This is a genomic window from Vibrio atypicus, assembly GCF_009811315.1.
Taxonomy (GTDB): domain Bacteria; phylum Pseudomonadota; class Gammaproteobacteria; order Enterobacterales; family Vibrionaceae; genus Vibrio; species Vibrio atypicus.
In genome coordinates this window covers 40,091-63,346 of the sequence record NZ_BLID01000014.1, presented here as the reverse complement: position 1 = coordinate 63,346, position 23,256 = coordinate 40,091, and the positions used below count along the sequence as shown (strand labels likewise).

General features: G+C 47.1%; 16 protein-coding genes and 1 pseudogene. All 17 read right to left on the bottom strand.

Annotated elements, in window-relative coordinates; genetic code table 11:
* Positions 1 to 14 precede the first annotated feature (14 nt).
* The gene (gene traI, locus GVO60_RS20880; protein WP_159657506.1) at positions 15 to 5,798 is read right to left on the bottom strand and encodes a conjugative transfer relaxase/helicase TraI; all 5,784 of its coding nucleotides are present in this window, start codon (positions 5,796 to 5,798) and stop codon (positions 15 to 17) included.
* Between the two features lie 103 nt (positions 5,799 to 5,901).
* Complete coding sequence (locus GVO60_RS20875) at positions 5,902 to 6,051, bottom strand: Hok/Gef family protein (protein WP_118894345.1); 150 nt, start codon at positions 6,049 to 6,051, stop codon at positions 5,902 to 5,904.
* Between the two features lie 201 nt (positions 6,052 to 6,252).
* A pseudogene (locus GVO60_RS20870) lies at positions 6,253 to 6,882 on the bottom strand (endonuclease).
* A gap of 49 nt (positions 6,883 to 6,931) precedes the next feature.
* Entirely contained in the window at positions 6,932 to 7,192 is a 261-nt protein-coding gene (locus tag GVO60_RS20865; RefSeq protein WP_159657504.1) for a hypothetical protein, read from the bottom strand.
* 32 nt (positions 7,193 to 7,224) lie between these two features.
* Positions 7,225 to 9,318, bottom strand: a complete 2,094-nt coding sequence (gene traD / locus GVO60_RS20860) for a type IV conjugative transfer system coupling protein TraD (RefSeq protein ID WP_159657502.1) — start codon at positions 9,316 to 9,318, stop codon at positions 7,225 to 7,227.
* Between the two features lie 144 nt (positions 9,319 to 9,462).
* The gene (locus GVO60_RS20855; protein WP_159657500.1) at positions 9,463 to 9,981 is read right to left on the bottom strand and encodes a hypothetical protein; all 519 of its coding nucleotides are present in this window, start codon (positions 9,979 to 9,981) and stop codon (positions 9,463 to 9,465) included.
* Positions 9,982 to 10,060: 79 nt separating this feature from the next.
* Positions 10,061 to 12,868 (bottom strand): conjugal transfer protein TraG N-terminal domain-containing protein, encoded by a 2,808-nt coding sequence (locus GVO60_RS20850; RefSeq protein WP_159657498.1) that lies wholly within the window; start codon positions 12,866 to 12,868, stop codon positions 10,061 to 10,063.
* Between the two features lie 3 nt (positions 12,869 to 12,871).
* Positions 12,872 to 14,281, bottom strand: a complete 1,410-nt coding sequence (locus GVO60_RS20845) for a conjugal transfer protein TraH (RefSeq protein ID WP_159657496.1) — start codon at positions 14,279 to 14,281, stop codon at positions 12,872 to 12,874.
* 210 nt (positions 14,282 to 14,491) lie between these two features.
* On the bottom strand, positions 14,492 to 14,905 hold the full coding sequence (gene trbB / locus GVO60_RS20840; RefSeq protein ID WP_159657494.1) for a type-F conjugative transfer system pilin assembly thiol-disulfide isomerase TrbB: 414 nt from the start codon (positions 14,903 to 14,905) through the stop codon (positions 14,492 to 14,494).
* Between the two features lie 30 nt (positions 14,906 to 14,935).
* Positions 14,936 to 15,727 (bottom strand): type-F conjugative transfer system pilin assembly protein TraF, encoded by a 792-nt coding sequence (traF, locus tag GVO60_RS20835; RefSeq protein WP_225874954.1) that lies wholly within the window; start codon positions 15,725 to 15,727, stop codon positions 14,936 to 14,938.
* Between the two features lie 22 nt (positions 15,728 to 15,749).
* On the bottom strand, positions 15,750 to 17,486 hold the full coding sequence (traN, locus tag GVO60_RS20830) for a type-F conjugative transfer system mating-pair stabilization protein TraN (protein WP_159657490.1): 1,737 nt from the start codon (positions 17,484 to 17,486) through the stop codon (positions 15,750 to 15,752).
* Entirely contained in the window at positions 17,483 to 18,190 is a 708-nt protein-coding gene (gene trbC / locus GVO60_RS20825) for a type-F conjugative transfer system pilin assembly protein TrbC (protein WP_159657488.1), read from the bottom strand. The genes traN and trbC overlap by 4 nt, the downstream gene beginning before the upstream one ends.
* A gap of 49 nt (positions 18,191 to 18,239) precedes the next feature.
* Positions 18,240 to 19,247 (bottom strand): conjugal transfer pilus assembly protein TraU, encoded by a 1,008-nt coding sequence (traU, locus tag GVO60_RS20820; RefSeq protein ID WP_031428026.1) that lies wholly within the window; start codon positions 19,245 to 19,247, stop codon positions 18,240 to 18,242.
* Positions 19,244 to 19,918 (bottom strand): type-F conjugative transfer system protein TraW, encoded by a 675-nt coding sequence (traW, locus tag GVO60_RS20815; protein WP_174855904.1) that lies wholly within the window; start codon positions 19,916 to 19,918, stop codon positions 19,244 to 19,246. The genes traU and traW overlap by 4 nt, the downstream gene beginning before the upstream one ends.
* 2 nt (positions 19,919 to 19,920) lie before the next feature.
* Positions 19,921 to 20,268, bottom strand: a complete 348-nt coding sequence (trbI, locus tag GVO60_RS20810; RefSeq protein ID WP_051845768.1) for a type-F conjugative transfer system protein TrbI — start codon at positions 20,266 to 20,268, stop codon at positions 19,921 to 19,923.
* Positions 20,265 to 22,859 (bottom strand): type IV secretion system protein TraC, encoded by a 2,595-nt coding sequence (gene traC, locus GVO60_RS20805; RefSeq protein ID WP_371862504.1) that lies wholly within the window; start codon positions 22,857 to 22,859, stop codon positions 20,265 to 20,267. Before traC ends, trbI begins: the two co-directional genes overlap by 4 nt.
* 2 nt (positions 22,860 to 22,861) lie before the next feature.
* Entirely contained in the window at positions 22,862 to 23,248 is a 387-nt protein-coding gene (gene traV / locus GVO60_RS20800) for a type IV conjugative transfer system lipoprotein TraV (protein WP_159657484.1), read from the bottom strand.
* Positions 23,249 to 23,256 lie beyond the last annotated feature (8 nt).

The window sequence follows — 23,256 nt, the reverse complement described above, 5'->3', positions numbered from 1 at the left end:
ATGGCTACCCTTTTTTATCGTTCTAACTCCCAACCATTATCAATGTTAGGTTCTTTATTTAACTCAAGTTCTCTCTGTGGAGAATGCTCTTTATGGTCAAAGTGCTCTAGCTCTTTGCTTTTTTGATCTTTGTGACTAGAAGAAATAATTTCTTTATGATGATTATCCGATTTTATCGGTAACTCCTCATGGTTGCTAAGACCAATGTTAGCGTCCTTTTCTTTCCCTTCAAATAACTGAACGCAATCTGCTATTTGCTTGATCATATCTTCTTCCGTAACAAAGTGAATGTTAGGAGAGGAGAACTTTTCAATGATCTTTTCCATGTTATTTGAATTGATTTCTAAGTTTTGGCTCGTCAATACAATAATGACATTTTGTCTTACCTCATCAGGGGATATGTTCTGGATATCATTTTTTTGGTTAACATTAATGATGTCATATTGGCCTTGAGTATGTTCGTTAATAATGAATGATTGCTCAATTCCTGTACTGATAATAGTGGTGTTTAAATCCCGTCCTTGATTAAAGACGGTCATTTGCTTCGATTTAGTGCCTAATACCCTTGGGTTAACGTCCATATCAATATCTTTATTGGCATTATGATCAAGATAGGTAATTTCAATAGCTCGTGTCTCTCCTTTCTGGTTATGAATGTTTACGATCATAGCAGGGTGAAACGCTTGATCTTCTGACGAGTAAACTGCGGGATGGAAACGAACGTTGTCGTTCTCTGCTTCTTTAATGCCTAGCTTATTGAGGTATTGTTCGACTAATGTTCCTTTCAGTTCTTGGCTCTCTTGTAAATAATCTTTCGCTCGCTGTTCAAATTGAGCAACGTGTTTTGGTGTTGTATTCATAAGCTTTTCGTGATCCTTGTTAATCGCTACTTGATAGTGTTCAGGATTATTTAATAGGTTATGAGCCTCGTTCATCGCCTCTTTATAGCTGAGGTCTTTATGACTCATCATTAGATTAATCAGCGAGCCTTTTTCTCCTGTTGTGTAATCTTTGAAATAACCGCGATAGTCCCCCGTTAAACTGACTTTAATGGCGGACTTACCCGTACCAAACGTTAAATAGTCTCGATCAGATTTCGATTTGTTAGGTGCTCCTAATAGGTGAGTGGCTAGGCTTTCTGTGTATTTTGGCAACTCAGAGTTAATGTGTTCTCTGAATTTGTTGTAATCAAAATCCCCACTCTTGTTTTGATAACGAACGTCTTCATGAGGGAGGGCGTTGTCATTAAAATACGTGGTCGATTGAGGGGCTATTTGCTTAACGGTTTCAATCGCACTGGCTTTGTTGACCTCTTTGGATAACCAGCTCTTCATCATCTGTTTTGGGTTATCGGTGTAGAGTCTGACGTGTTCACTCGCCCTTGTTAAATCGATGTAAGCACGTCTTAGGTTAGTCAGAGCACCTTTCCCTTTGATAGAGGTAATGACGTTTTGGTACGTGGCACCTTGCGCCATATCTGCGGTTCGGGTATAGGCGTAATCCCAATGACCATCCTTAAGTTTCTCTGGATCGATCGTGAGTGATTGTCCATTTTTGGATTGGGCAATCACGGCGTTATTGTCAGCTTGAACAATGTGGTGTACGACGTTGGCCTTAATGCCGCGACTTTTATCTGTAAAGCGGGTGATGATCTTATCGCCTGTCGATAGCGGTTTATGCGAGGCCGAAAACAGGGCAGTAAACTTATGATCGCGATGCCTTGGTAAAAACGCGCTTTCTTTTCCTGTCTCGTGGCTCTTTACCATGACCACACCATGTTCAGAATCGACTTTGGTGATGGTTCCGTATTGCCCTGGCTTGGTACTGAGTACAAGCCCTTTTTGGTACGGCATCATGGTTTTGAGCTCTTCGCCACTGGCGCCGATAGAACGAAGTCTTGGCACAATGACATTTTCTTTGCCTAACTCGTTCTTTTTTATTAAACCGTGGCGAATGTGCTCAGTGATGGCATCTCGCTCATTGTTCGTGTAAGCGATGATAAGCGTATTTTCGCGCGTTTCTTGAGTACGTGATAGGTAATCTTGTGCAACTTCATAAGGAAGCTTCTCAGTCGCGATTTGCTGCGCTTTTCGAGGGTCTTGAGGGTTATCGGTAAGTGTTGAAATGACATGTTGCGTTTTTCCTTGTCTATCAGCGCCTTGTTGACAGAGTTTGTCGAGCGCACTGTCAGGTTGTTTATCGAGAATGTTATGCACTGCACCTAACGTCGCTTTGTTGCACTGACGAATGATGTCGGTCATTTGCTCTGAGTCGATGATCTGCGCGGTATCGATGATGCTTTTTGTCATGGCCAACTCGAACGGCTTACCCGCATTAAGAGAGAGCAATTGCTCTTTATCACCTAATAACACCGCTTTAGATTGGCTTTGTAGTACCAAGTCAGTGAGCTCCTTCGCTTGCTTATTGCTGACCATCGAACTTTCATCCAGAAAGAATAAGGTGTTTTTATAGTCTTCTGGTGAGGTTCGGCCCTGGCGAATATCGGTGAGTAAGCTCTCCAGAGTTTGCGCTTTGACACCTTTACTTTCCAATTCCCCGACAGCTGAGTGAGTGGGGGCAAGACCAATAATTCGATCAGGTTGGTTTTTCCCCGCTTGGGCGACGTGCTCGATGAGTTCGATGTTGGTTTCGAGCATCGTGGACTTACCCGTACCGGCTAAACCTTGAATACCGACAAAACTATCGGGTGTCGTTGAAATCAAATGAATGGCATTACCTTGGCCGTGAGTCAGGCTAGGGTGGTTTTTAAGGTACTGATGAACCTGCTTAGAGGAGCTGAACGGCTTATGCTGTCCTTTTCCTTTTTCAATGTTTCCGAGGATATGCTTCTCGGTCTCGATTGCCGCCTCTGTCGTCCAACGTGTACCGTCACTGTATTCGGCAGAAAGGGCGTCACTGCGTTTCGCCAACTCGGCTTCAATCTGCGCTTTGGTGATCGGACTATTGGTTTCCTCAAAGGCATAACGTACCGCCTCAATCACGAGCTCTTTTTGAGTAAATCCGGCCTCTTTTTCTGACAGGTGGTTTAGGGCGAAATTCACCGCTTTCTCTGACTCGGGCGCTTGTTGCTCTTTCGCGAGAGCACCGATAGCGTGTTCAATGTCGTGTCTGAGGGTTGGCTGCGTTGCTTCAGATAGATAGCGGTCATTGATGTTCTGAGTATGTAGAACTCGCTCGATAGATGATGGCCTTATTTCGCCTTTTTCCAACGCTTGCTGCGCTTTTTCTGGATGATCGGTGAAGATATCTAAACGACGGCTGTTTTCTGTTAGGTCATTAAGCAACTCTTTTGAGAGCGTAAAGGCTTTTCCCGACAGTAAGGTATGTTCTCTAGGCTCAAAGTGATTTGCTGAGTGAGCATAGTCATACGTGAGTGGTGCGTCTTTCAATTTATCTAGAGGGAGCGTACTTGATTGCCCTTGTTGATTGGTTAGTGTTAATGAGTTTTTAGTGATGGACGTGACGAGGTAACGGTGTCCAGCTTCGAGTTGAGAAGGAAAGTGCTTATTTGTGGCCAGAATACGTTCGCCTTGTGAGATCTCAAGGGCGTCTGGTTTGTACAATTGCATGTTCATAGATTGAAACGCTTTAGATGAAGGGTCAAAAGTGCTCGCTTTACCGTCCGTTTTGCTCAAAACCTCTAGGGTGTTAGAGGCTTTATCGACACTGGCGATCACGAAGTCGTGAGGTTTTCCCTTATCCCATTGTCTGAGGGTCATACCGGATTGGTAATGCTTTGCAAATTGTTGTTGTGGCTTTGAAAGGTAATGCGGTTGCTGGGTGAAGACAGTGACACTGGTACGCGAGAGTTGACCATCGTTCTTCAAAGCGGTGCGTATCTCATTGGTTAATCGCCGTTGTTCGACTCCAGAGGTTGCCAATACTTGAGCATTGGTTTTGTCGGGCAAGTCGGCGTAAGTGAGAGCGATGTTGTGATCCTCTCGATTATGCAATCGCACGACGCTATCCGCTTGTTTGCTGTTGACCCAGGTGTGCGTCGTGACATTTCCTTTACTGTAAAGGTCGATAGCGCTGTGCGCTTTCATGCCTTGGCGGTTTGAGACACGGTTAAGTAAGATAACTTTACTGTTGCTGTTACCGGCTTTTTCACTGAGTGAGAGCAGTTCATTCGCACTCATTTTGTTTGCGTTATCGACTAAAACAATGTCCTTGTTGGTCAGCGGGTGCTTAGAATCAAGTAGACCTTGTAAGGTATGACGCTGATCGTCTTGAAATAAATGCTTAACCCAAGTGGCAAAGGTGTGGCTTTCTCGGGGGATGTTTTGTTGATTATGGCGGTGGTGTTGGGTGTTTTGAGAGACAAGCTGTACTCGCTTACCACTGTGGTTGCCTGCGTTAAGTAGGTTTTGCGCGATTTGCTCGGAAGAACCAAATACGTTGACCACGTGAAACTGTTTGGTTGAGCCATAAATGTCGGCCACTTTTTGGCGATTATCTTGGGCAATATTGAGACGGTTTAGGGTCGGTTCATCGATATTAGTGCGCATGTTATGAGTCCGTCCCTTAGTGATGTCCATGAGTGCTTTTTCGTTTTTCAGCATCGTTTGGGAGGTGTAGTGTCCTTTCTCAGCCAGTGGCACAAGCTGGCCGTTTTTTATCCACTCGTCGGCGACTTGCTTTAAATCAATCGCATTGGCTTGCTGTGTTCCTTTCGTAAAGTCTGAGGCCGCGACCTCAATCACTTTCTCAAGGCTCAATGAGGTTGAGTACTGCCCCAAGTGCGTCATTGCATGTGAAAACGCTTCATGGGCTTGCTGCATGGCATGGCCGCCTTTTTGAGGCATTGCTTGGCTTTGCTTGACCAAAAGGGCAGGGTCAAAACCTTCACCTTTTACGGTTTGTTGCCATTTGTGGTTTAAGGTCGCATCGCAGTGGTAAGTTTTTCTCTGTCGGGTATCAAGGGCTGCGGTGTCTCTACTTGCTTGGGTATCATGGCCAAACTCCATTACCTGTTGGTCAATTTGCTGTTTGCGTGTTGAGAACGCTTTATGTAATGACTCAGGGACGCCATCGATATCAAATTGAGCGTTACCGAGTCCTTTTGTTTGGAAACCCAATTCTTCGGATTCTCTGGCGAACTGGCTTTGGTAAAGGGCAGTGTAATACTTCTGAAAGTTATAGATGCGCTCGCCACTGCCGTTAATGACGCCGCCTTTCTGTTTTAAGTTAGACGCGAGTGTACGTAAGTTGCCTTCCTGATCTCGGGTCATATTGGCAGCGAGGGCATGGGAGTGAACTTGTGGATCGTTGTTGCGACTGGTTTTATGACGAACAACCGCAAAAATCATGGACTGAGTATTGTGAAACTCGCGCTCGCCAGCTTCGTTAGTGTGCGTGGCCTGAGCTACGTCCTTCTCTAACTCTGAGAGGGCAAATTTCACCGCGTTGTTGTGCGCTTCAATCAGGCGTGAATCCCCACCGACCAATGCGAGTATGCTGGCGTTTTTAGGAGCAGAAAAAGTGAGATCGAATCCACTTTTATGGTCTTCTCGCTTGCCCTTAATGGTTTCATCATTGAGTGTGCCAGAGAGGATAGTCTCTAAGGTTTTTTGTTCTACAGGTTTACCAAGCAATCTTGCTTCTTGTGCTAATTTTCCATGCCAAAAGGTGTTTTCACCTTGTTGTTTTTCCTTGAGGTAATAGTTGTCGCTTGCGTCTTTTTCGAGAGAGGTGTCTGGGTGGTCTTGGGTGTTTTCTTCGTTTAAGTAGTATTGAGCAGCGTTAGAGGGCGATCTTAAAGGGCTGATGGACATCATTGTGGTGTTTCCTTTACGGGAACCACCAAGAGTAGGGGCGCTTAGAAACCAGATTCACAAAGAGATAAAGGAAAGGACAAGAGCAAGCTCTTGCCCTTTGACCTTATCTTACTTCGTAGGCAAGTTTGATGCTTAAGTCATTTTGCTGATCTTTGTAGCGGATATCGCAGAGCGAACCGGTATAAAGCGCAGTGAGAATGACCGCCGTGATGCAGACCACGACTAAGGCTGCGAGAGCCGTTTTTTTAGGCATAACTTGCCTCCTATGAAGTAAGAGGCTATTATCAAGTTGCTTATACATGGTAAAGGCCTCGTTTGAATTTATGGTTCATTCGGGGCTTTTTCATATCCATGTTTTGGCTAACGCTTCGACATGGGTATGTCTAAGCGCCCAGGAGCATTGTAACAAAATGCAGGGGTATGGCTACTCTGGTGATTATTGAGGGGTAGAGAGTTAATGACAACGAGCGGCAAGGATAGGGTTGGTATTGCCTTGTTGTTGCTTTATCCGTTGAGCTCGCTGACATTCCACTTTTGTTGTTGGGTATTGTTTGTCCCAAGCTTGCATTAACTGCCTTTGTGCTTTACTCATTGAGTATCGAGGATAGACCGCTTCAAACTACAAATACGTGCGAGCAATCGCGCCACGGGACGACTCCGGCGGCTGTACTTTCCTACCATCAATACGCACATCGCATTGACCGAAGTTGGACGTTGCATGGGGCAGTAGTGTGAAGTTGTAGTTTTCCCTTGCCGCATTGACACTGCCAATTGCAGGGTAGAGGTTATACAAATCCGATTGCATCAGGCGATACTCGGTGTTGACCTTTTCTGCGCATTTACGGCCTTTAAACGCTTTTCCTTTGTTATCGATGCATTGCGGGTGTCCTTCGCGCCACTCAATAAAGGTTCGTCCAAAGTTTTCTGCCGGAACGATGTGCTCGGCTTCCCAACGTTTCAATCGATTTTTGTATTTGTTGGTCTTGAAACCACTTGGGAGCGTGATTTCTTTTTTCGCGTTAAATGTGGCATCGCAATAGAGCGTTTTACGTAGCTCTGTGGTGGTGTACACATGCTTTTGCATGATCTTCTTGGCGGTGTTGAAAGAGGTAATGGTGGTATTGCCGAGTGGTTTAGCCACACTGGCTCCCGAGACGATAACCAGTAAACTCATTCCGAAGATATGTCTTGTCGTCATACGTTGTTCTCACTCTTAAAGTGTATCTTTCCCCCCAAAGGGCTTCCCAAGCTTGTTGTTCTTCAATTTTCTCAATGCGATCTCGAATTTTTTTCAGTTCGCTTTGCTCTTTTGAGGGCTTTTTCCTTGAATAACTTGGCTCAGAACTGTCTTTGACAGGGTATTGAAAGGGGGGAATGTCTTGAGTGTCTGTCATTGTCTTATCCTCATTATTAGCTAGACGCTTCTTCAGTCGCACATATCACTCATTTCCACCTCTTGAGTAATGGCGGCTTCTTCAATATTGCGCTGCGCTTCCTCTTGATAGGCTTGCTCTTGGGCTAGCTTCGGGTCTTTGTTGACCAGCTCGCTCACGGTCTCACTTTTTATCGCTTGCTGAATTTGATCGGTTTCCACTTTCATCTGTGCTTCGTTTTCAAAGTTCGCCTCTTGGGCGTCCGTTAGCTTACGGCGATCTTCTTCATTCAAATACAGTCCTGGCGCCACGCATTCATGGTAGATCGCTTGTTCATATACTTTGTTCATTGCAGACGAAAGCACAATGGTGCGCTTATCAAACGATGGACAAACATCACGCATTTTGTCGAATTCCAGATCGAGCCTCGTGATGAGATCAATGCCAGGTGAGCGTAGATAACATTGCAGATCATCCAAGGCTTGGATTTCGCTAGCAGACACGACAGGGCGTGTAATGGTTTGATGGCCAAGAGAGACACCATCACGCAAGGTATTTGCGCCGTAAGAAACATTTTCTTTTGACACATCGACTTCTTGTTCACCCAAGTCTTTCGCTGAGATACGCGCCATAGGCTCAGAAGGTGCTCGAAAGAAGAAGCGCGTGTTGAGTAAATCGAACATCTCTTCAGCGGCATTTTTCCCGTATGTTTTGACGAGCTGCGCATACGACTGAATACCAATCAGATAGCATCCCCCAAACTTACGAACTTCGGCAATGATAGAGCCCAGTTCAGGTAATTTATGCAAGCTCGGCATCTCATCCATAATGACCCAGATACGGCGCTCTTCGTCTTCTTTCAGTCCTAGAATGGCATTGGAAGCAATGGCTAACCACATCGATATCAGTGGTCTTAGTGAAGCATGTTGCTGCGCATTGCTAGAAAGAAACAAAAAGCCTTTTTGGTTATCGTCTTGAACCCAGTTTGTGATTGAGAACTTTTGTCTGAGTTTATCAGGGCGTGCTTCGTTATTCAGGCCATCCAAAAAGCGCAGGCTTTTGATGTAAGTGGCCAACACCGATTTGATGGAAATCGCGGTTTTCTTAATGTCTTTTGAGACAAGGGAGGCGGACTCTGTACCTTCTAAGAAGTTGCCAAGCGTTTCCAGTTCTGAGGTTAATATTAAACTCAGCAATCGCTCGGTGGTACAAGGCTTATTGTCTTGACTCATTCGGTAGGCAGTTGATGAGAAGATGGTACGTGCTGAATCGACCCAAAATGGATCGCCTTCACCATGTTGAGGGATCAATGCGGCGGCCATGTTTTCAAAATCCGGCGCCTCAATAGCATCACTCCAGACATCCCAGTTAGCGCAGCGTTTATCAAAGGGATTGAGGAGAACGTCGGTCGCAGGGTTGTAGAATTTTCCTGTAAAGGTACATCCCTTATCGTAGATGATGGCTTTATCCCCTTGGGCGCGTATCCAACGCACCAGTTTGCGGATCATGATGGATTTTCCCGCTCCTGTGGTGCCATCAATGAGTAAGTGCTGAACTTCGAAGTACTGCTTTAAAAGCGCATGACCATCGATTTTAAAACTCGATATTGACCCATCCCCATAGCCTCGTTTCTTTTTGGCTTTTGCTCGTGCTTTGAGCTCTTTGGTGATGGCTTCTGGCGGGGCTAAGCGAAAGCCTCGGATATGAAAATCTTCACTCTGTTTTTCGCCTTGCTCTTTAAAAAAGCGTAAGGCGATCATGAAGATGGCCATACCTATCACTAAAGCAATCAGAAAGTAGATTTGAACGTTGTGCCAAATGGTGGCGTGGATATCGAGGAGAACAGAGTTTTGCAGTTGAGAGGCGAGGGTGTCAGTGTAGCGCTCACCTTCCCAAATGGTGGTGACAGGGCTATCGAGGGGCTTTCCTAATTTTGCGTAGAGAACATTACGCAAGTAATAAAATTCGCCCCAAAAGGCATTGGGCGGGGAATTTAGGTACGTCAGTAACAAAGTGAGCGCAACGACGCCCCAGCCAATGAATTTCACAAGCTTATTGTTCACTTGGAAGAACATGGTGATGGCGTGAAAGGTCACTTGTCCGCCACGGGTAAAGTGGTTGCTTTTCTTGCGGGTAGGCGTGTGCATAAATGCTCCTATAGGGCAAAAAAGAGTAATAAGGTTTGGTTTTGAGATTAGATCTGAGAGGGAATAAAAAACTGCGTGACACAGGAAGTATCACGCAGTGTAGGTTTGTTATTAGGGTTTAATAAATGATGTTAACGAAAGCTGTTATTCGTAACATGGGTATTTTAATTTTAGTCCATATGTGATGGGACTAGTCGTAGACATAAAGGCAGCAGCACCATTGTAGTCTTTAAATCTTGTCGGAGCTCGTTTTAAGTCTCCCTCTAACCCTTGCCAAATGATATTTTCTATAAATTGAGTTGGATTCTTTGCGTTAGGGCTGACAGTTTTTAGTCCACTTCCTGGGCAGAACCATGGCACGACATTAGTGTCGATTTGCTGATTGATACTGTTCATATAAGCTTGTTGAGTTCCCCATAGGTAAGCCTTAAGCAGTTTGTGCTCAGGCGTATCAGGCTTATCGATGTACTGAATAAAAAAGGACAGGTTATCGACTTGAGCCATCTGCTCATGACGAAAGTCAGACAAATCATTGGAAGCATAGTGTTGCTTTAATTCCGCAATCAGAGCGTTGAGCTCTGGGCTTTTGCGCCAAGTATTGTCCTGCGCCCATGTTGGAGCGATGAACAGCAAGCTTAAAATGACGGTAAGTATCTTATTCATCTGTGTTCTCCGTAAATAGCCCTTCATTTAGTGGGTATAATAACATTAAATGAAGGGCTGTATAAATAAACAGTATTGTTTATTCGCGGTTTTTGGAATTGGAATCATACAATTGATACCCAGTATGAGGAGGCCTGTCCGTATCCATCTGTGGCGGTGTCACGAGATGGTCTTGGACGGTTTTGGCTACATCCGAGTTTGGGTCAATCGTGGGTGTCACAGGCTGATCCGCTTCGTTTTGCATGTGCCCTCCGGCTACCAATACATTGCCTTTCACGTTACGATACACATCATGGTCATAAAGCTCGTCACTTCCTTGGTAGTTGATCATATCGATGGTCACTTCGTCGATTTTATTCTTGGTATTGGCCGCGCCACTGTTGACTCCATGTTGTTGCTCTGGCGATAACGTCGGTGTCTCGCTTAAGTTGTTAGGCTGATACATTTTGCCTAAGTCCTCGATGTCACTGGTTGAGGTCGAGACCCCAAAGGCGTTTTGAAACGCATCACTGCGAGTGTATTCGTTAAATTGATTGCGTACTTCCATCAAATCTTCCGGCTTGGTGGCGTTCATGAGGCGAGCGACATTATTTGGATTATCGGGGTTGGTAGCTTCTAAATAATTCTGGAAACCCGTTACCGCACTGGCGCTAAAGTTCACCGAATCGGTATCAAGGCGAGATTGAATGTTTTGTAAGCTGGCCACTTCGGCATTGGACACACTGACAGAAGCCGCACTGCTTTGCAGACGTTGATGGTTAAGCGCAAAGTCATGGGCGTATTGCTCCACTGCGCTGCGGTTCTCTTTGGTATCAATGGTTCGACCCGCTCGCTCCATTGAGGTTGCCCCCTCACTGTATTGCTGCGTTGCTTGCTCAAGGGCTTGTTTCTGCTCAGCGTTCATGTTGCTGTACGCCTCACGTTGGTCGGCACTCCAGTTGACGCCCGCTTTAGCCCCAAATCCCATCCAACTGCCTGGAGTGCTCACTTCAATTCCCGTACTGGCGGCAGTGGCATACGCTCTGGCTTGATCCTGTGTCCAACCCATTGTTTGTGAGATGTTATCGATAGCCGATTCCATCTTCGAGTAAGATTGATTGATTTGACCTTCGGTAGACGTGCTGTGGCCATCCCCATACGAGAGACTGCGAGACCAGTTATCATTCCAGCGGTCGCTTTGCTGCATGCTGTTTGAGTAGTTATCCGTGAAGGTATTCATACTCTGTTTTTGCGCGGTCAGGGCACTGGAGTATTGGTCACTGACGCTGTTTTGCAACATGGTTGAGGCTTGCGCTTGCCAAATCGGTTTGGACTCGGCTTCTTGAGCGTTATAGAGTCGGCGTCCGCTGTCATTTTGCAACGTGGTGATGGAGGCGCCATCTTGTTGCTGAATGGTCGCCATGCCCGTTCTCATCAATAGGTTGTCATCAAACTTATTGGCACTGGTGTTATTGAAACTGTGGTTTTGCATCTGCAAGTTACCAAAGTCCATATTACCGGTTGAGCTGGCCGCAGAGACCCGGGCGTTGGTACTGTTAATCATTCCGGCTAACTGGTAGTTCATGGCTTGCGCTGCGGCAACGCCTCCTTGCAGCACTTTTCCGGCCAAGACTGGAATGGTCATCATAAGAAAGCCTGCCATATAGCCAAAGCGCGTGTGGAGCTCATCAAGGGCATTGGCGTTCGATAGGGATAGGCCATTCATGGGGTCGGCGGTGGCAGATGAGGTCATTTCCAATGGCCAAACCATCAGGACATTCAAAATCGCGAACAGGGGAGGCCAGGTCGCTAAATACGCAAAGGTTTTAATGTAGTTCACCAAGACCATTTTGGTGAGCGCTGGAATGAGCGCGGCGGCAGCGATCATAAAGCTTAAGCAACTGAACAGGAAAAACAGCATGGTATGCATCATGGGAATGAACTCACGCGCTTGCATGCCAAGTGTTGCCCACATCGAGGTTTGCTGCATTTTGTTGGAGGTATAGGCGTAGTTCATGGCACTGGCATTCGGGTTGAGCGCATGAATGCTACGGCGCATCGCGTTTATCGTCATATTTTGTCGAAGTACGTCCACGGCGTTATTGCTGATACCAATAAAGTCCTGATAACTGTTTTGCAGCGCATTGCGAACGTGAGGGGCATAGGTCGCCGCTTTTGCGCCATGAAGATATGTGCCAATCAGGTCAAGCTCGTCTGCGGACGCGACGCCGAACTGGCTTTTTAAGTCCGGGTAAATTTCACGGCAGGTTTTAAATTCCTGGCTCATGCCGTTAATCATCACGCCGCGAAGAGGGCTCATTGATTGTCCATCCAGAAAACCCCAAATATCAGGGGCATTCAGCAGGGCTTTCCAGGTGTATTTACGGTTGATTTCGATGTCACCAATGATGCAGTTTTTGAAAAAGTCATTCCAGGTTCGGCGTACTTCAATGTCTCTTAAATCCGCTTGTCTGGATAACTGATACAACTCAGAGCCAAACATCATGCCTGTCCGACCGTAACGTTTATCGTCGGTGGTCATGAAGATGGTTTCAACGGCTTCGGTCACGCCCATCATCATGGTGCTGAAAAACCAAGTGGGCACAGCAACAAGATAAGGCACATTGTCCACCGAATAAACGCCGCTTGGTTCGGTTTTATCGATGATTTGGACGCGAGCGGTTTGTTGCAGGAGCATCGATGGAACAAGCGTAAAGACAATCGCCCAAACATAAATGTGTTTGGTGTTGCGAGTGGCAAAGAAAAGCACCATGGTCATGATGGCCCCAATCATTAAGGCGATGGAAGTCATGGAGGCAAAACTGGCCGATTGAAAGAACGCCGCGATAGCATTGAGTGCCCGTAAGAGCGTCGCGCCTTGGGTGTAAACGTAGTATTCGAGTGTCATGAGTTATTCCCCGAAAGTTAAGTTTTGTTGGAGCTGTTCGTTGAGTTTTTGCCAGGCTTTTTGGTCATTGCTTTTATGCGCTTGAATAAGCTGCTCTTGCTCAAGCAGTTGCTGGGTCGCTTTGTCGGTCAACCCATCGGTGAAGCGTTTCGCTCTGTCGATATCGCGAGTGATCAGTGCAATGTCTTCATGGTTGACTTGCGTGTTCGCCAGCGAGCTCTGCACCACGTTCAGCATGTTCGCCAAATAGCGGTTAAGTAACTCAATGGCGACGAGTCGTGAATAAGCGGCAAAGTTTGGGTAACGGTTCGCGCGTGTCGCACTGATGAAAATGGCTTGTATCGGGGTCTCGGTGTACTCAAGAAACGACTTTTGGGTGCTGGTTAATGCGCTATCGTTGGCAATCGCGGTATAAAGCTGCTCCAAAAGGGTTCGAATCCGCTCTTGAAGCCCTTTTGATGAGGCTAACGTTAAGGTTGCCTGACTTGGGTTTAAACAATGCTTACGGTCTGTGTTATCACATCGGTAATAAGACACTTCACCCCCTTCGAGTAACGCCTGAACCAAGTTATTGTTGTCGGCCAGCAAGCTTGCGTAATAGCGTGGCTGACCAGTGGCGTCATAGATGTACGTCCCCGATAAGCTCATGAGAAATTCCGCGAGCGCGGTATCGCTAGAAAGAAAGCTGTTTTTGAGCGTGGCTGACCACACGATGTTGTGATTTGTTTGGGTTAGGTCTTCGAGCGCCGGGTTGCTCCGCGCATTGGCCAGTTGAGCATTCGCTTGACCGCCTACACCACACTCTTGCTGCGCGGCGACCCAATCCGAGAAAGCATTGTTGTGCGTCCCCATAGTGGCGCAGATGTGCTTTTTCGTTTGTGGGTTGTCAAACGCTCCCGCAAGGCCACTCACGGCAGCTTGCGCGGTTTCACATGAGTTGATGGATTGGTTGAGCCATTTATCGGCGATGTTTTGTAGGTTGTCTCGGATTTGTTTGATTTGAGGCGCCCAGGTTTGCAGAGCTAAATCGACGGCAAATGGCACCGCATTCGAGACGACCGCTTGGCCAAACTGAACCAGTTGGTCTGAATTGATGTGACTGAACCCCCCCATAAAGGCATCAATACCGCCACACCCCATACTAACAGATGGGACAGTGGCTGAGACTAATTGGGCGCTCTTGATTGGGGAGCGAACATACAACGAGCCCCCATTGTAATAGCTAGCGCCTTGGCTTTTGTAAGCGTTTGGGTTAGACACGTTCGTATGATAGCCCAAACCGTTGAAAAAACTGTCCAGTGAGCCGCTCACCCCTGTGGCGTGGACGGGATGCGTGAAGACCAACGACCAAGAGAGGCAGGTCAATAGCCAGCGTGCTTTTGCCACAGAAAATGTGGATTCCCATGCGTGCATGTTGAAATATCCTTATGTGATGAGGACGTATCTTTGAGACGGCTCAATGGGTTACCATCGTTCGACTCTTAATGTGGTTTTACGAGGGAAGAGTGGAGTTTATTAATGAAATAGGGCGAAGTGTGGGGGAGAGGATCCACGCGTGCCCTTGGCTGTGTTTGTTCTTATCGCCATGATCCTACTCAGTGCTTTTTACTCAAAGTAATTGGGTTACTGCATTGCCTCCAGTAGGGCTCTATCACTCAATATGCCCCTGACGCTTTGCTCTAGTTCGTCGTAAGTCACATCCCCAATCGATACTTTGACAAACTTTCGGCTGTTGACGTTGATTAAAAACGTCGCTGGCACAGTGATGTTTCTTGGGTTTTCAAAGAACAATTGACTGATTTCTGGTGTGGCTGGAATAGGCACGGGATACTCTGTGATCGGTCGGTTATCGAGTGAGAAGACGTAAGTTTGTAGTTGCGCTTGCTGAGTAAAGGTTTTGAACTTAGGGGCAAACTTATGGCAGTAAGGGCAGTCACTGCGATAGATAAAGACCATCGCATATTGGTCTTGCATGGCAGCATAGCTTGACGATGCAGTGGTTATAAATAAAAGGAAAAAGAGTGCACGTTTGAGCATAGTTTTTCTTCCTATGTGTGTCGTTGATGGTTAAAAATCAGGAAATTGGTAATTGGTTGCGACGTTATAGAATCGTCCCAACAAATCGTTTTGTGAAATAAACCCGTAAGCGAGTGGTTTAAACTCTGAGGTGGTTGGATTGACCAAGAGCAGGGCTGGGGTAAACGGCACAACAACTTTGTCATTATTGAGGCGATTTTGACGAATGTTGTCGATGAACACACCATCGTTACTGACGCCGAGCAGTTCAATATTGTACGTATCGGCAAATTGCTGCATTGAAGGAGCCAGACTTTGTGTGAGCGGATCGTCGCCTTCATAGACAAAGAAAAAGCCCCAACCCTCGTTTTTCATTTTGTCCACCATGTCGATTTTCTTTTGGCGCTCTTGTTGGTGATAGGTACTTCTCGCGGCTTGCTCCACAGGGCGATCTTTGACGTAGGAGTACTCTGGATACTTGAGAAGCAGTTTTTTAAACGTCATACCTGTTTGGGCCGTCTTTTCACCGATAAAGTGATTGAGCTGCATCAGTTTGAGATATTTCTCTTCATCTTGAGGGTTGATGGTGGCATCGGCTTTGACTTCTTCATAAGCCTGATGAAACCACTGCATCTGCTGAGTGGCGCTCATCACGGTGGTTTTTGTATTTGAGGGCAGCGATGTGGGCACTGGCTTTGGTGCCGTTGGGTAGGCTTTTAGTTCGTTATACCATTTCCAGCCTTTTGGGGTGGTCGGGCTGGCAAAGGTTAGGTGGACGTAAGTTAACGCCCAGGTAAACAGTACCAATGACCCGACCGATTTTGTCATGTGTAAGCTTTTCATAATCGTTTCCTTTAGGTACGGATTATTGTCCATACGCACTTTGCAGGCGGTTTTGGATTTCGGTGGCGGAAGGAAGGTTCGTGTTATCGTGCATATCTTCATAGAAATCAGAAAAGTCGATGTGCTCAAAGTTAATCTCTTGCAATTGCTCTGGGGTAATCGCGTTGCAAGTTGGGCGTTTAGCTGAGCCCATACTCAGCCCCAACTGCCCCTTAACGCCCTGGTTTTGAATGATGCGTGCGAGTTTACTGTCGAACACGCAATAAGTTTTTTTCTTGCGGGTACAAGCTCCGAGTACTTTGCTCGCGCAATACGAGCCAAGATAGACGGTTAACCCGTGCTCTTTGGCCTCGCCCAATGCTTGCTCTGTGCTGCTGCACTCCGCCAAACCAATCCCAACGCCCCAGCCTTTGTCTTTACAACAATCGGCAAAGCCAAACGCCTTATCAGTGCACTTCATGGCTTTGCCTGTGAAAATTAAAGGAGGATCGCCTAACCCTTCGGCGGCTTCTGATATCGCCGCTAACCCAGATGCTGATTCATTAAAGTCCTGAGATTGCGTGGGGGTGCCGTTATAACAATCACCATCGAGACAGAAGGTTGTGCCGAGACATTGCAAATTAGTGGTGCTGCAATTTTTTTGAGGGCATGCCTTTTGAAATTCTTGCTCTACACAGACGCCATTTTGCATCAAGCTGCAACTGCTTGAGATCGTCTCACAATCACTGGCAAGGCTGGTGCACGTATCCGGCAGATCGCATTGGTGGTTAACTTGGTATTTCCAGCAATCGAGAGTGGTCGGAACGCCATTAACGATGCGAGTTTCTTGACCTTCAACGCAAGTTTCACTGACGGGCTGGCAAGTGGTTAGGAGCGAGCAGTTAGTGCTCCATGTAAAGGTGTTCTTGATGCAGTTGCCACCGGATAAGGTATAACCCTCAGTGCATGTCAGTACAACAGGCTGGGTTTGGGTTACAGGACCACAGATTTGGTATCGGTGATGCTCACACTCTCCACTTTTTCTTGATGAGACGTGCGAGCCTTGGCTGTAGCCTGGTTTTTTTCGTACATCTGAGTTGTTCCACTTCCATGTTTCGCCAAAAATCTTGCATCTAAAGGAGCCCGTTGTCTGACGAACAAAATCACGGTCTTTGTGGTATCGACACTGCTTGAGAGTTTTCTTACATACCATTCCTTCTTTCGCCCACCCGTCTGGGCAAGTGTATGTGACCTCACCAATTTGGGCGGTGGCTGTGGGGACTTTGTCACACGGCACTAGGGCGTCAGTGGGGGCGTTACACTGTCTTGGCGTGTGCTCGATGACACATTGAGTTCCACTCTCACAATCCACATAGGCGTTAGAGATGCCGTGGGTAATTTCATACGCATTTTCCTGGCCAAGTAGGGCATATTGGTATGTGGGATCGGACTTTACGTTTGGTCCGCCTTCATTAAAGTTATCCTGTATGGCTCCTGCAGTGTCGTTGGAAACGTACTCAGCGGTTTTTTGGTTATTGATGGCGCTGTCATTGAGTCCTTTTTGTGGCGGATTATTCACTTGGTGAACACACTCAGCATCATCACAATAATCTGCGATATTCAGATTGCCATTGGCCTTAGTGGTAATACCTTGTTGAGCGCTTTGCGCCCAACCTAGGTTATCTTGATACTGCTTTTCTTGCTCTGCAATAGTGAGGTTGGAGGCCATGGCATGAGCAGTGAGAAGCCACGATAAACACACGGCGATGACGGCTTTCATTGTTTTCTCCTTTGGAGCACTTGGCGAACCACATCAGGATTATCTCCCTTCGCAAGGTGCTCTAATGCGTCAGGTAGAGATACGTTGCCTTTTACGATGTCGTAATCACTTTCACTACAGGCTTGCTTGGGTAAACAGCGCCCAGGTTTTACCGCAACGAACGTGGGTACTTCTTGAATGTTGAAGGTTTGAAACCACTCAGGACTAATAGCGAATCCGCTGTTAATCGGTTTTTTTTCGTTTGTTTGTAGGAGGGATTGAATGGTGTTAGCCGTGGCCGTAAAGCCGTAAGGTAACACGCCTCGAATAACCAAAGGCACTTGCCAAACCTCGCTTTGCTTCAATAAGGCTTTGAGGCTGCTTTCCGGCATGGTCAGAGAGACGAACACCATGACACCCGTAGGGGCTGCATTTGGGTTTTCGGTCGGTGTGGGAATATTGGTAATTCCTCGTAGCGAGCTTGGGGTGAGCTTCTCCTGCCACTGTATCGCTTGCTGCCTAGCATGATCAATAAACTGGGTACTGGTTTGCTGCTGTGTTTCTATGTCTTGTTGAGTCTGTAGAGAGGGCGCTTGTGAAGCGATTTGTTGTTCGAGCTTCGCGAGGGCTTTGAGTTCGTCTGGAGTGTAACCGATGTTAGCCAGAGTAAAATGACTATAAAACAGGGTCAGCACCCCGATTAAACATGATCGGATGTATATCATGGCCTTTCCTTAAATTGCTCGAGTAAGCGAGAGGGTAAGTGGGTTCTTACTATAAAAAGACGCAGTTACGCTTGCGCCATTGGACATAACCAAAGTTATCGCCCGTAGTCGGGTTATCGTGTCCCATCTCCCATATCGCGGTGGTGGTGGTGTAAGGGTGGCACCATCCTGCATCGGGAATAGGGGCGCTCATCTGATAGCGGTAACGAGATTTGGGTAAAATAGGCGTTGGGTACTGATAACAAATCGCGCCATCTTCGCCACTCGTTTCCCAGACGATACCTTGTCTGTGCAATTTGTAATTCAACCTCTCCATGATGAGTGTGCCTGCCTGGACTGGCGTATCCCGATAGTTGGTATTGCCTGTTAAAGGATAAGCACTGCCTTGAGAGCCTAAACACCAAAATAAAGCATCAAAAGGCAAGACTGAGTTCGTGGTGGTCGCTATCGCTTCGGGAATGCAGGCGAGTTGCGCGATGGGGTTACCAAATAAAATGGCTTCAGGGTTTATGATGAACGACAGTTCATCATCATCCCAAAGCGGATCAAGCTCTGTCAGATAGGCAATGTCAAAGGCGTCGGTGGCCATACAGGCCGTTGATTGCATTAACTGGAGCCAGTAAATGATCGGGTACTTGTACCAATGAGCATGATAAAATCCGCCGTCACTGCTGCCAGACTCTCTCGCGGTGGTGCGCCCTCCTATTCGTTGCTTGTTCGCACCGCTTAACTCCATTCCCATGTTGACCATGCAGTATGGGACTCGCGTGACATCGGTGAGTGCATAAGGCTCCCAATAGCCAATATTAAGGCCGATTTGCACAAAAATGGGCGGTGGCTTGGGGCAATAGGAGATGGGCATAGAGGGATTACGTGTGTCGGGGTAGTTCGATGGAATGATAGGCACTGAGCCCACGGTCATCGGAAACATGCAGCTCCAACAAATATCACTGATTGGGTTGATAAAGTGGCCAGAGCAAGTCGCATTGGCCCGCGTTATAGGGCTAATGGCTAACGTCACTATCGTGACTAAAACTAGGCTGATTCTATGGTTCATGGCTTGAAAACCTCATGGCTGACATCAAATTCCGTCACTTTCCAGTGAATACCCGATTGCTCAACCAAGCTTGGTACGGCTTTGATGTGCATCTTTTGGGATAAATCTCCTTGTTGGTCAAAGTAAATGCGACTGTTGAGATGCTCTGAGGCTTGATTGGGGCTACCTCCTGTCAGTATCCATTTGATGGGTTTCTTGGATTGAAAGGTCTGAGCAAAGGCCAATTGCTGCTCGTCCCTTGCATCAAAGAAGACCAATACATGGGAGTACTCAAATTGGTTCGGGGGACGACTGTGCTCTGGCCAAGTGGTGGTATCGAAGGGATTAATGCGTGTCCCTGCTTTCGCAAAGACCTGACCGTTGGCATCGGTTAAGTCCTTAGCTAGCGTTAAACTGGGATCAACCAAAAACGTATCGGGGGCTGTCGTTGTGGTGAGCGAGAGCGGCGGTGGGGTTTCAACATTCTCTGCCACTTTTTCGATAAACTCTTGTTGCATATCTGCCAGTTGGCCCGATTGTTCAAACCCCTTTAAACGTTGCTCTATCCAAACCAGCATATCGATTTCACCGATAGGGAAGATCGCCCCGATACGACCTAAATCTTTCGCCTCAGCATGGGGCTGAAATAAGAGCGCTACGCCCCAAAGGGCGAGCGCCGTCATTTTTTTCATAGTCACTCCTTGTCTTGATAGCGGGAGATGATTGACCGTTGGATTTGAGGGGTGATATCCACGGCCCCACCCACGACAGCCGCACTGACTAACGCAATGGTGTTGTGCTGTGCGTTATACGCGTCGATTTCTTCGTGCATAATGTCGGCAAACAGCGTTAAGCGCTTGGTTTGCTCTTCAAGGCTCATCTCTTTTTTTATGAGCTCCTGATGGTAGGCATTGAGGGTGCTTTTCACGTCAACACTGACAAAGGTTGGGGGGGGAGAAGGCTCGATAACAGTATGCGTTACTAGCGTCGAAAGAGCGCTGATACTCAACACCATCGCAGTTATGGATAATGAATGCTTCATGCGGCCTCCTTAGCTTTGAGCGCGTGTTCAAATTCAGCAATTTCCTTACCGTAAAAATGTTCTGCAGTGGCGTTAATGGCCTCCATGAGTGGCATGCCTTTGTTCATCAGGTTTTCACAGAACTCAAATTCATGAGGTTCTGTGCTTAAACAGGCGCGGGAAAAAGGGTCGGAGAACATGCGGTGGTACGAGATGTGCCCCCCGGCTTTGATGCGAACACAGCTGTAACCTGCGTCACTGGCTCGCGGAAAGCTTTTAATGATACGCTCTTCTATCTCACTGAACGCTTTAGGATTGTCGGTTAAGAACTTATCGAAGCCGTCACCTTGTCGAAGTACCATATGAATATCGCTGTTGTCGTAGCTTGCCCGCGCTTCTTCATTCGCGAAGAAATCAATAATGCCTTGTGTAACGGTGCAAAATGAGCCGCCGAACTTACGCGCGGTGCGATAACCGGTATTAATAAAGGTTCGAGTCTGAGCGTTAGCGCCACTCATTAAGCTCCAAGCTTCTTCAATGATGCACATCTTAGGCGTCGAGCGAGAGCCAGACAGGTACATTTGTTGGTTGATAGAGACAATTAGAGCAAAAATGACCGGACGCAGAACGTCTTCATTGAAGCCATCGAGCTCTAAAGTGGTGATGTCGATGTTTGGATCGAGCATCGACGGTTTATTGAAGGTGTCGCCGTAAATGCCGTTGCTGCAATATTTATTCAACTGGACAGCAATATCGTGGATACGACGATCGTCATTGTACTCTTTTGACAGTTCGAACAAGGCCGTTTGAACATCGTCCACCAAGGTTTTGGTGTGTTTTCGCTCCCAGGCGCGAATGATGGCATCGCCAAGTACCGCCATTTGGTAGCTTTCTAGCTCTTGATAAGGCGAAGCGATAGTGGCAAACAGCGCGGTAATGTTACTGAGTGCTTCTTTGATGGGATCGACGTTTTCATGTTGTCCATCGTCGTTGACAAATTGCAGGGTTTCTTTGGCGCGTGATGCGCTGTCCATCACTTTACCAAGGTGCGTGAATGGATTGAGGTAGATGTTTCGGTGATCGAGGTAGGAGCCACCGAGCATAAGCGTGAGCTTTTTGTAACTGGCACCCTTGTCTAGTATCCAACATTTACCCCCATACGCATAAACCGACTTAGCCATGCTTTGCACGAAGAAGCTCTTACCTGCGCCCGATCCGCCTGTTAACGCGATATTCTTATTGTCACTACCACAGTTGAAGGGGTCAAAAAACGAAAGTTGGCCTCGCATGGTTGGTAGCAACAAGCCTCCAGTCATGCGTTTGACATCCAACACAATAGGAAAGAAGTTGACGAAATTAGAGCTTTTCATCGAGCGTACTTTGCCTGCGACACCACAATCTCGCCATAACCCTTCGCTCATGGTAAAGGGCAGAGCCGTCAATAGGCTTTGTGTTTGCAGCATGATTTGAGGGCGGATATCAAGGCCTGTTGCCGAAAATGCTTCTTTGGCGGCCTGAACGTCACGACGCTGATGGGCTTGATTGGTAAACAGGGTTAAATTGAGCACCATTGAGCTAATGGTAAACTCTTTGTCGCTGAGCCCTTTTTGCAATCCTTTCCGCTCTTCCAGTTCATCTTTGGCCGTTGGCATGATCATGGACAGCGACGATCCAACTGTTTTGGTGAGATCTGAGATCTTGCGGTTATTGTCATGCTCAAAGTTTCCCGTCACTTCTTGTCGAAAGTTTAAAGTCAGGACGTGAGGACACGTGACATGCCGGGCGATATTGCGGATTGATGCAAAGCACTCAGGTAACGCGTAGAGTCGAAAGTCGCTTGGGGTTCGAGCCAGTCCCATACAGACGGTGCGGCCTTTTGTTTCAGAGCCAAAATGATTGGTATGACGAGTGGCAACATGATCACGACGAATAAGCAGCTCGGTATCGCTCGACATCACCTGTTGATTAATGGGATCATAGCGGTTGTAGGTGCGCTCGATAGGACGATCTTGCATCGAATCAAAGTTTAATAAGTCGCCAGTAAAGGTGATCAGTCCCTCTGGGGTGAGTCTTTGAGTGTCAATACCAAGTTGGCTGAAGGCCGTTTCAATGGTTGCGCGTAAGTCGCACAGCGCTTCGTCGTCTTTGGTTGTGGTGGAGACAAAGAAGTACGCTTCATAGTCACGCAGATCAAAATGATGTCGTTGTTTGTGGAAAAATCCTTGTGTGGCGGCAAGTTGCGCGTATTGCGCCTCCTTAACGGCGAGGGTTTCACAAATACCCCCACGCTTACTCATGAGCGCCTGATTGGCTTCAATGTAATGCGCCACTTTGTTGTGGCCAAACAGCGACAGTTGGTAATCCCATTTATCCCCTTGCGGAAACTCACACACTAATTTATTGAGAGAGTGAATGAGCTCATCGTTAGCGCCGCCTAAGACGTTGAGTTTAAAACCAATACCATGGGATGCTTGATTGAGGAAAATCTTGGTGTCATTGTCGAAGGTCCGATAAGGGAGCTCATGATGGAAGTGATTTTGATGCTTTTTGACGTCTTGATAAAACGCCCCTAACGTACCTGGTTTGGGCTTTGAAAAGAAATTCATGAACATAGTCAGTCCTTCCAAATGGTGCGTACTGGGCGACCTGTCCAACGGCTGTCATCGAGGATGATGTAGATATCGGTGGTATCTACGTAATGACCGCTTTTATCAATAAAAGGGAAGACGGTGACCTTTTTCACTACATCGTCGGTGCGGGTCGGCTCACCTTGTCGTGTACGTCTCGGTAAGGTCATAAAGTCTGTGGGTACGCGGTGAGCTTGCTCAACCGACGTTTGGTTTCCTGAAGCGGCGTAGAGAGCGATATTTCGCCGGACGTCGTCCATGTTGGTACAACCTGGTACGCCGCCAACTTTTGTGCAGCTATAATCTTCGCCAAGACCTGCCGCGCAACCCGTTAAGAGCAGCGCAGCAAAGAATATTGATGACAGTTTTAACATATTCCTAT

Excerpts from the sequence above, each read along its gene's own strand:
- traI (WP_159657506.1), bottom strand. The coding sequence starts at position 5,798 with ATGATGTCCATCAGCCCTTTAAGATCGCCCTCTAACGCTGCTCAATAC.
- GVO60_RS20875 (WP_118894345.1), bottom strand. The coding sequence starts at position 6,051 with ATGCCTAAAAAAACGGCTCTCGCAGCCTTAGTCGTGGTCTGCATCACG.
- GVO60_RS20865 (WP_159657504.1), bottom strand. The coding sequence starts at position 7,192 with ATGACAGACACTCAAGACATTCCCCCCTTTCAATACCCTGTCAAAGAC.
- traD (WP_159657502.1), bottom strand. The coding sequence starts at position 9,318 with ATGCACACGCCTACCCGCAAGAAAAGCAACCACTTTACCCGTGGCGGA.
- GVO60_RS20855 (WP_159657500.1), bottom strand. The coding sequence starts at position 9,981 with ATGAATAAGATACTTACCGTCATTTTAAGCTTGCTGTTCATCGCTCCA.
- GVO60_RS20850 (WP_159657498.1), bottom strand. The coding sequence starts at position 12,868 with ATGACACTCGAATACTACGTTTACACCCAAGGCGCGACGCTCTTACGG.
- GVO60_RS20845 (WP_159657496.1), bottom strand. The coding sequence starts at position 14,281 with ATGCACGCATGGGAATCCACATTTTCTGTGGCAAAAGCACGCTGGCTA.
- trbB (WP_159657494.1), bottom strand. The coding sequence starts at position 14,905 with ATGCTCAAACGTGCACTCTTTTTCCTTTTATTTATAACCACTGCATCG.
- traF (WP_225874954.1), bottom strand. The coding sequence starts at position 15,727 with ATGAAAAGCTTACACATGACAAAATCGGTCGGGTCATTGGTACTGTTT.
- traN (WP_159657490.1), bottom strand. The coding sequence starts at position 17,486 with ATGAAAGCCGTCATCGCCGTGTGTTTATCGTGGCTTCTCACTGCTCAT.
- trbC (WP_159657488.1), bottom strand. The coding sequence starts at position 18,190 with ATGATATACATCCGATCATGTTTAATCGGGGTGCTGACCCTGTTTTAT.
- traU (WP_031428026.1), bottom strand. The coding sequence starts at position 19,247 with ATGAACCATAGAATCAGCCTAGTTTTAGTCACGATAGTGACGTTAGCC.
- traW (WP_174855904.1), bottom strand. The coding sequence starts at position 19,918 with ATGAAAAAAATGACGGCGCTCGCCCTTTGGGGCGTAGCGCTCTTATTT.
- trbI (WP_051845768.1), bottom strand. The coding sequence starts at position 20,268 with ATGAAGCATTCATTATCCATAACTGCGATGGTGTTGAGTATCAGCGCT.
- traC (WP_371862504.1), bottom strand. The coding sequence starts at position 22,859 with ATGTTCATGAATTTCTTTTCAAAGCCCAAACCAGGTACGTTAGGGGCG.
- traV (WP_159657484.1), bottom strand. The coding sequence starts at position 23,248 with ATGTTAAAACTGTCATCAATATTCTTTGCTGCGCTGCTCTTAACGGGT.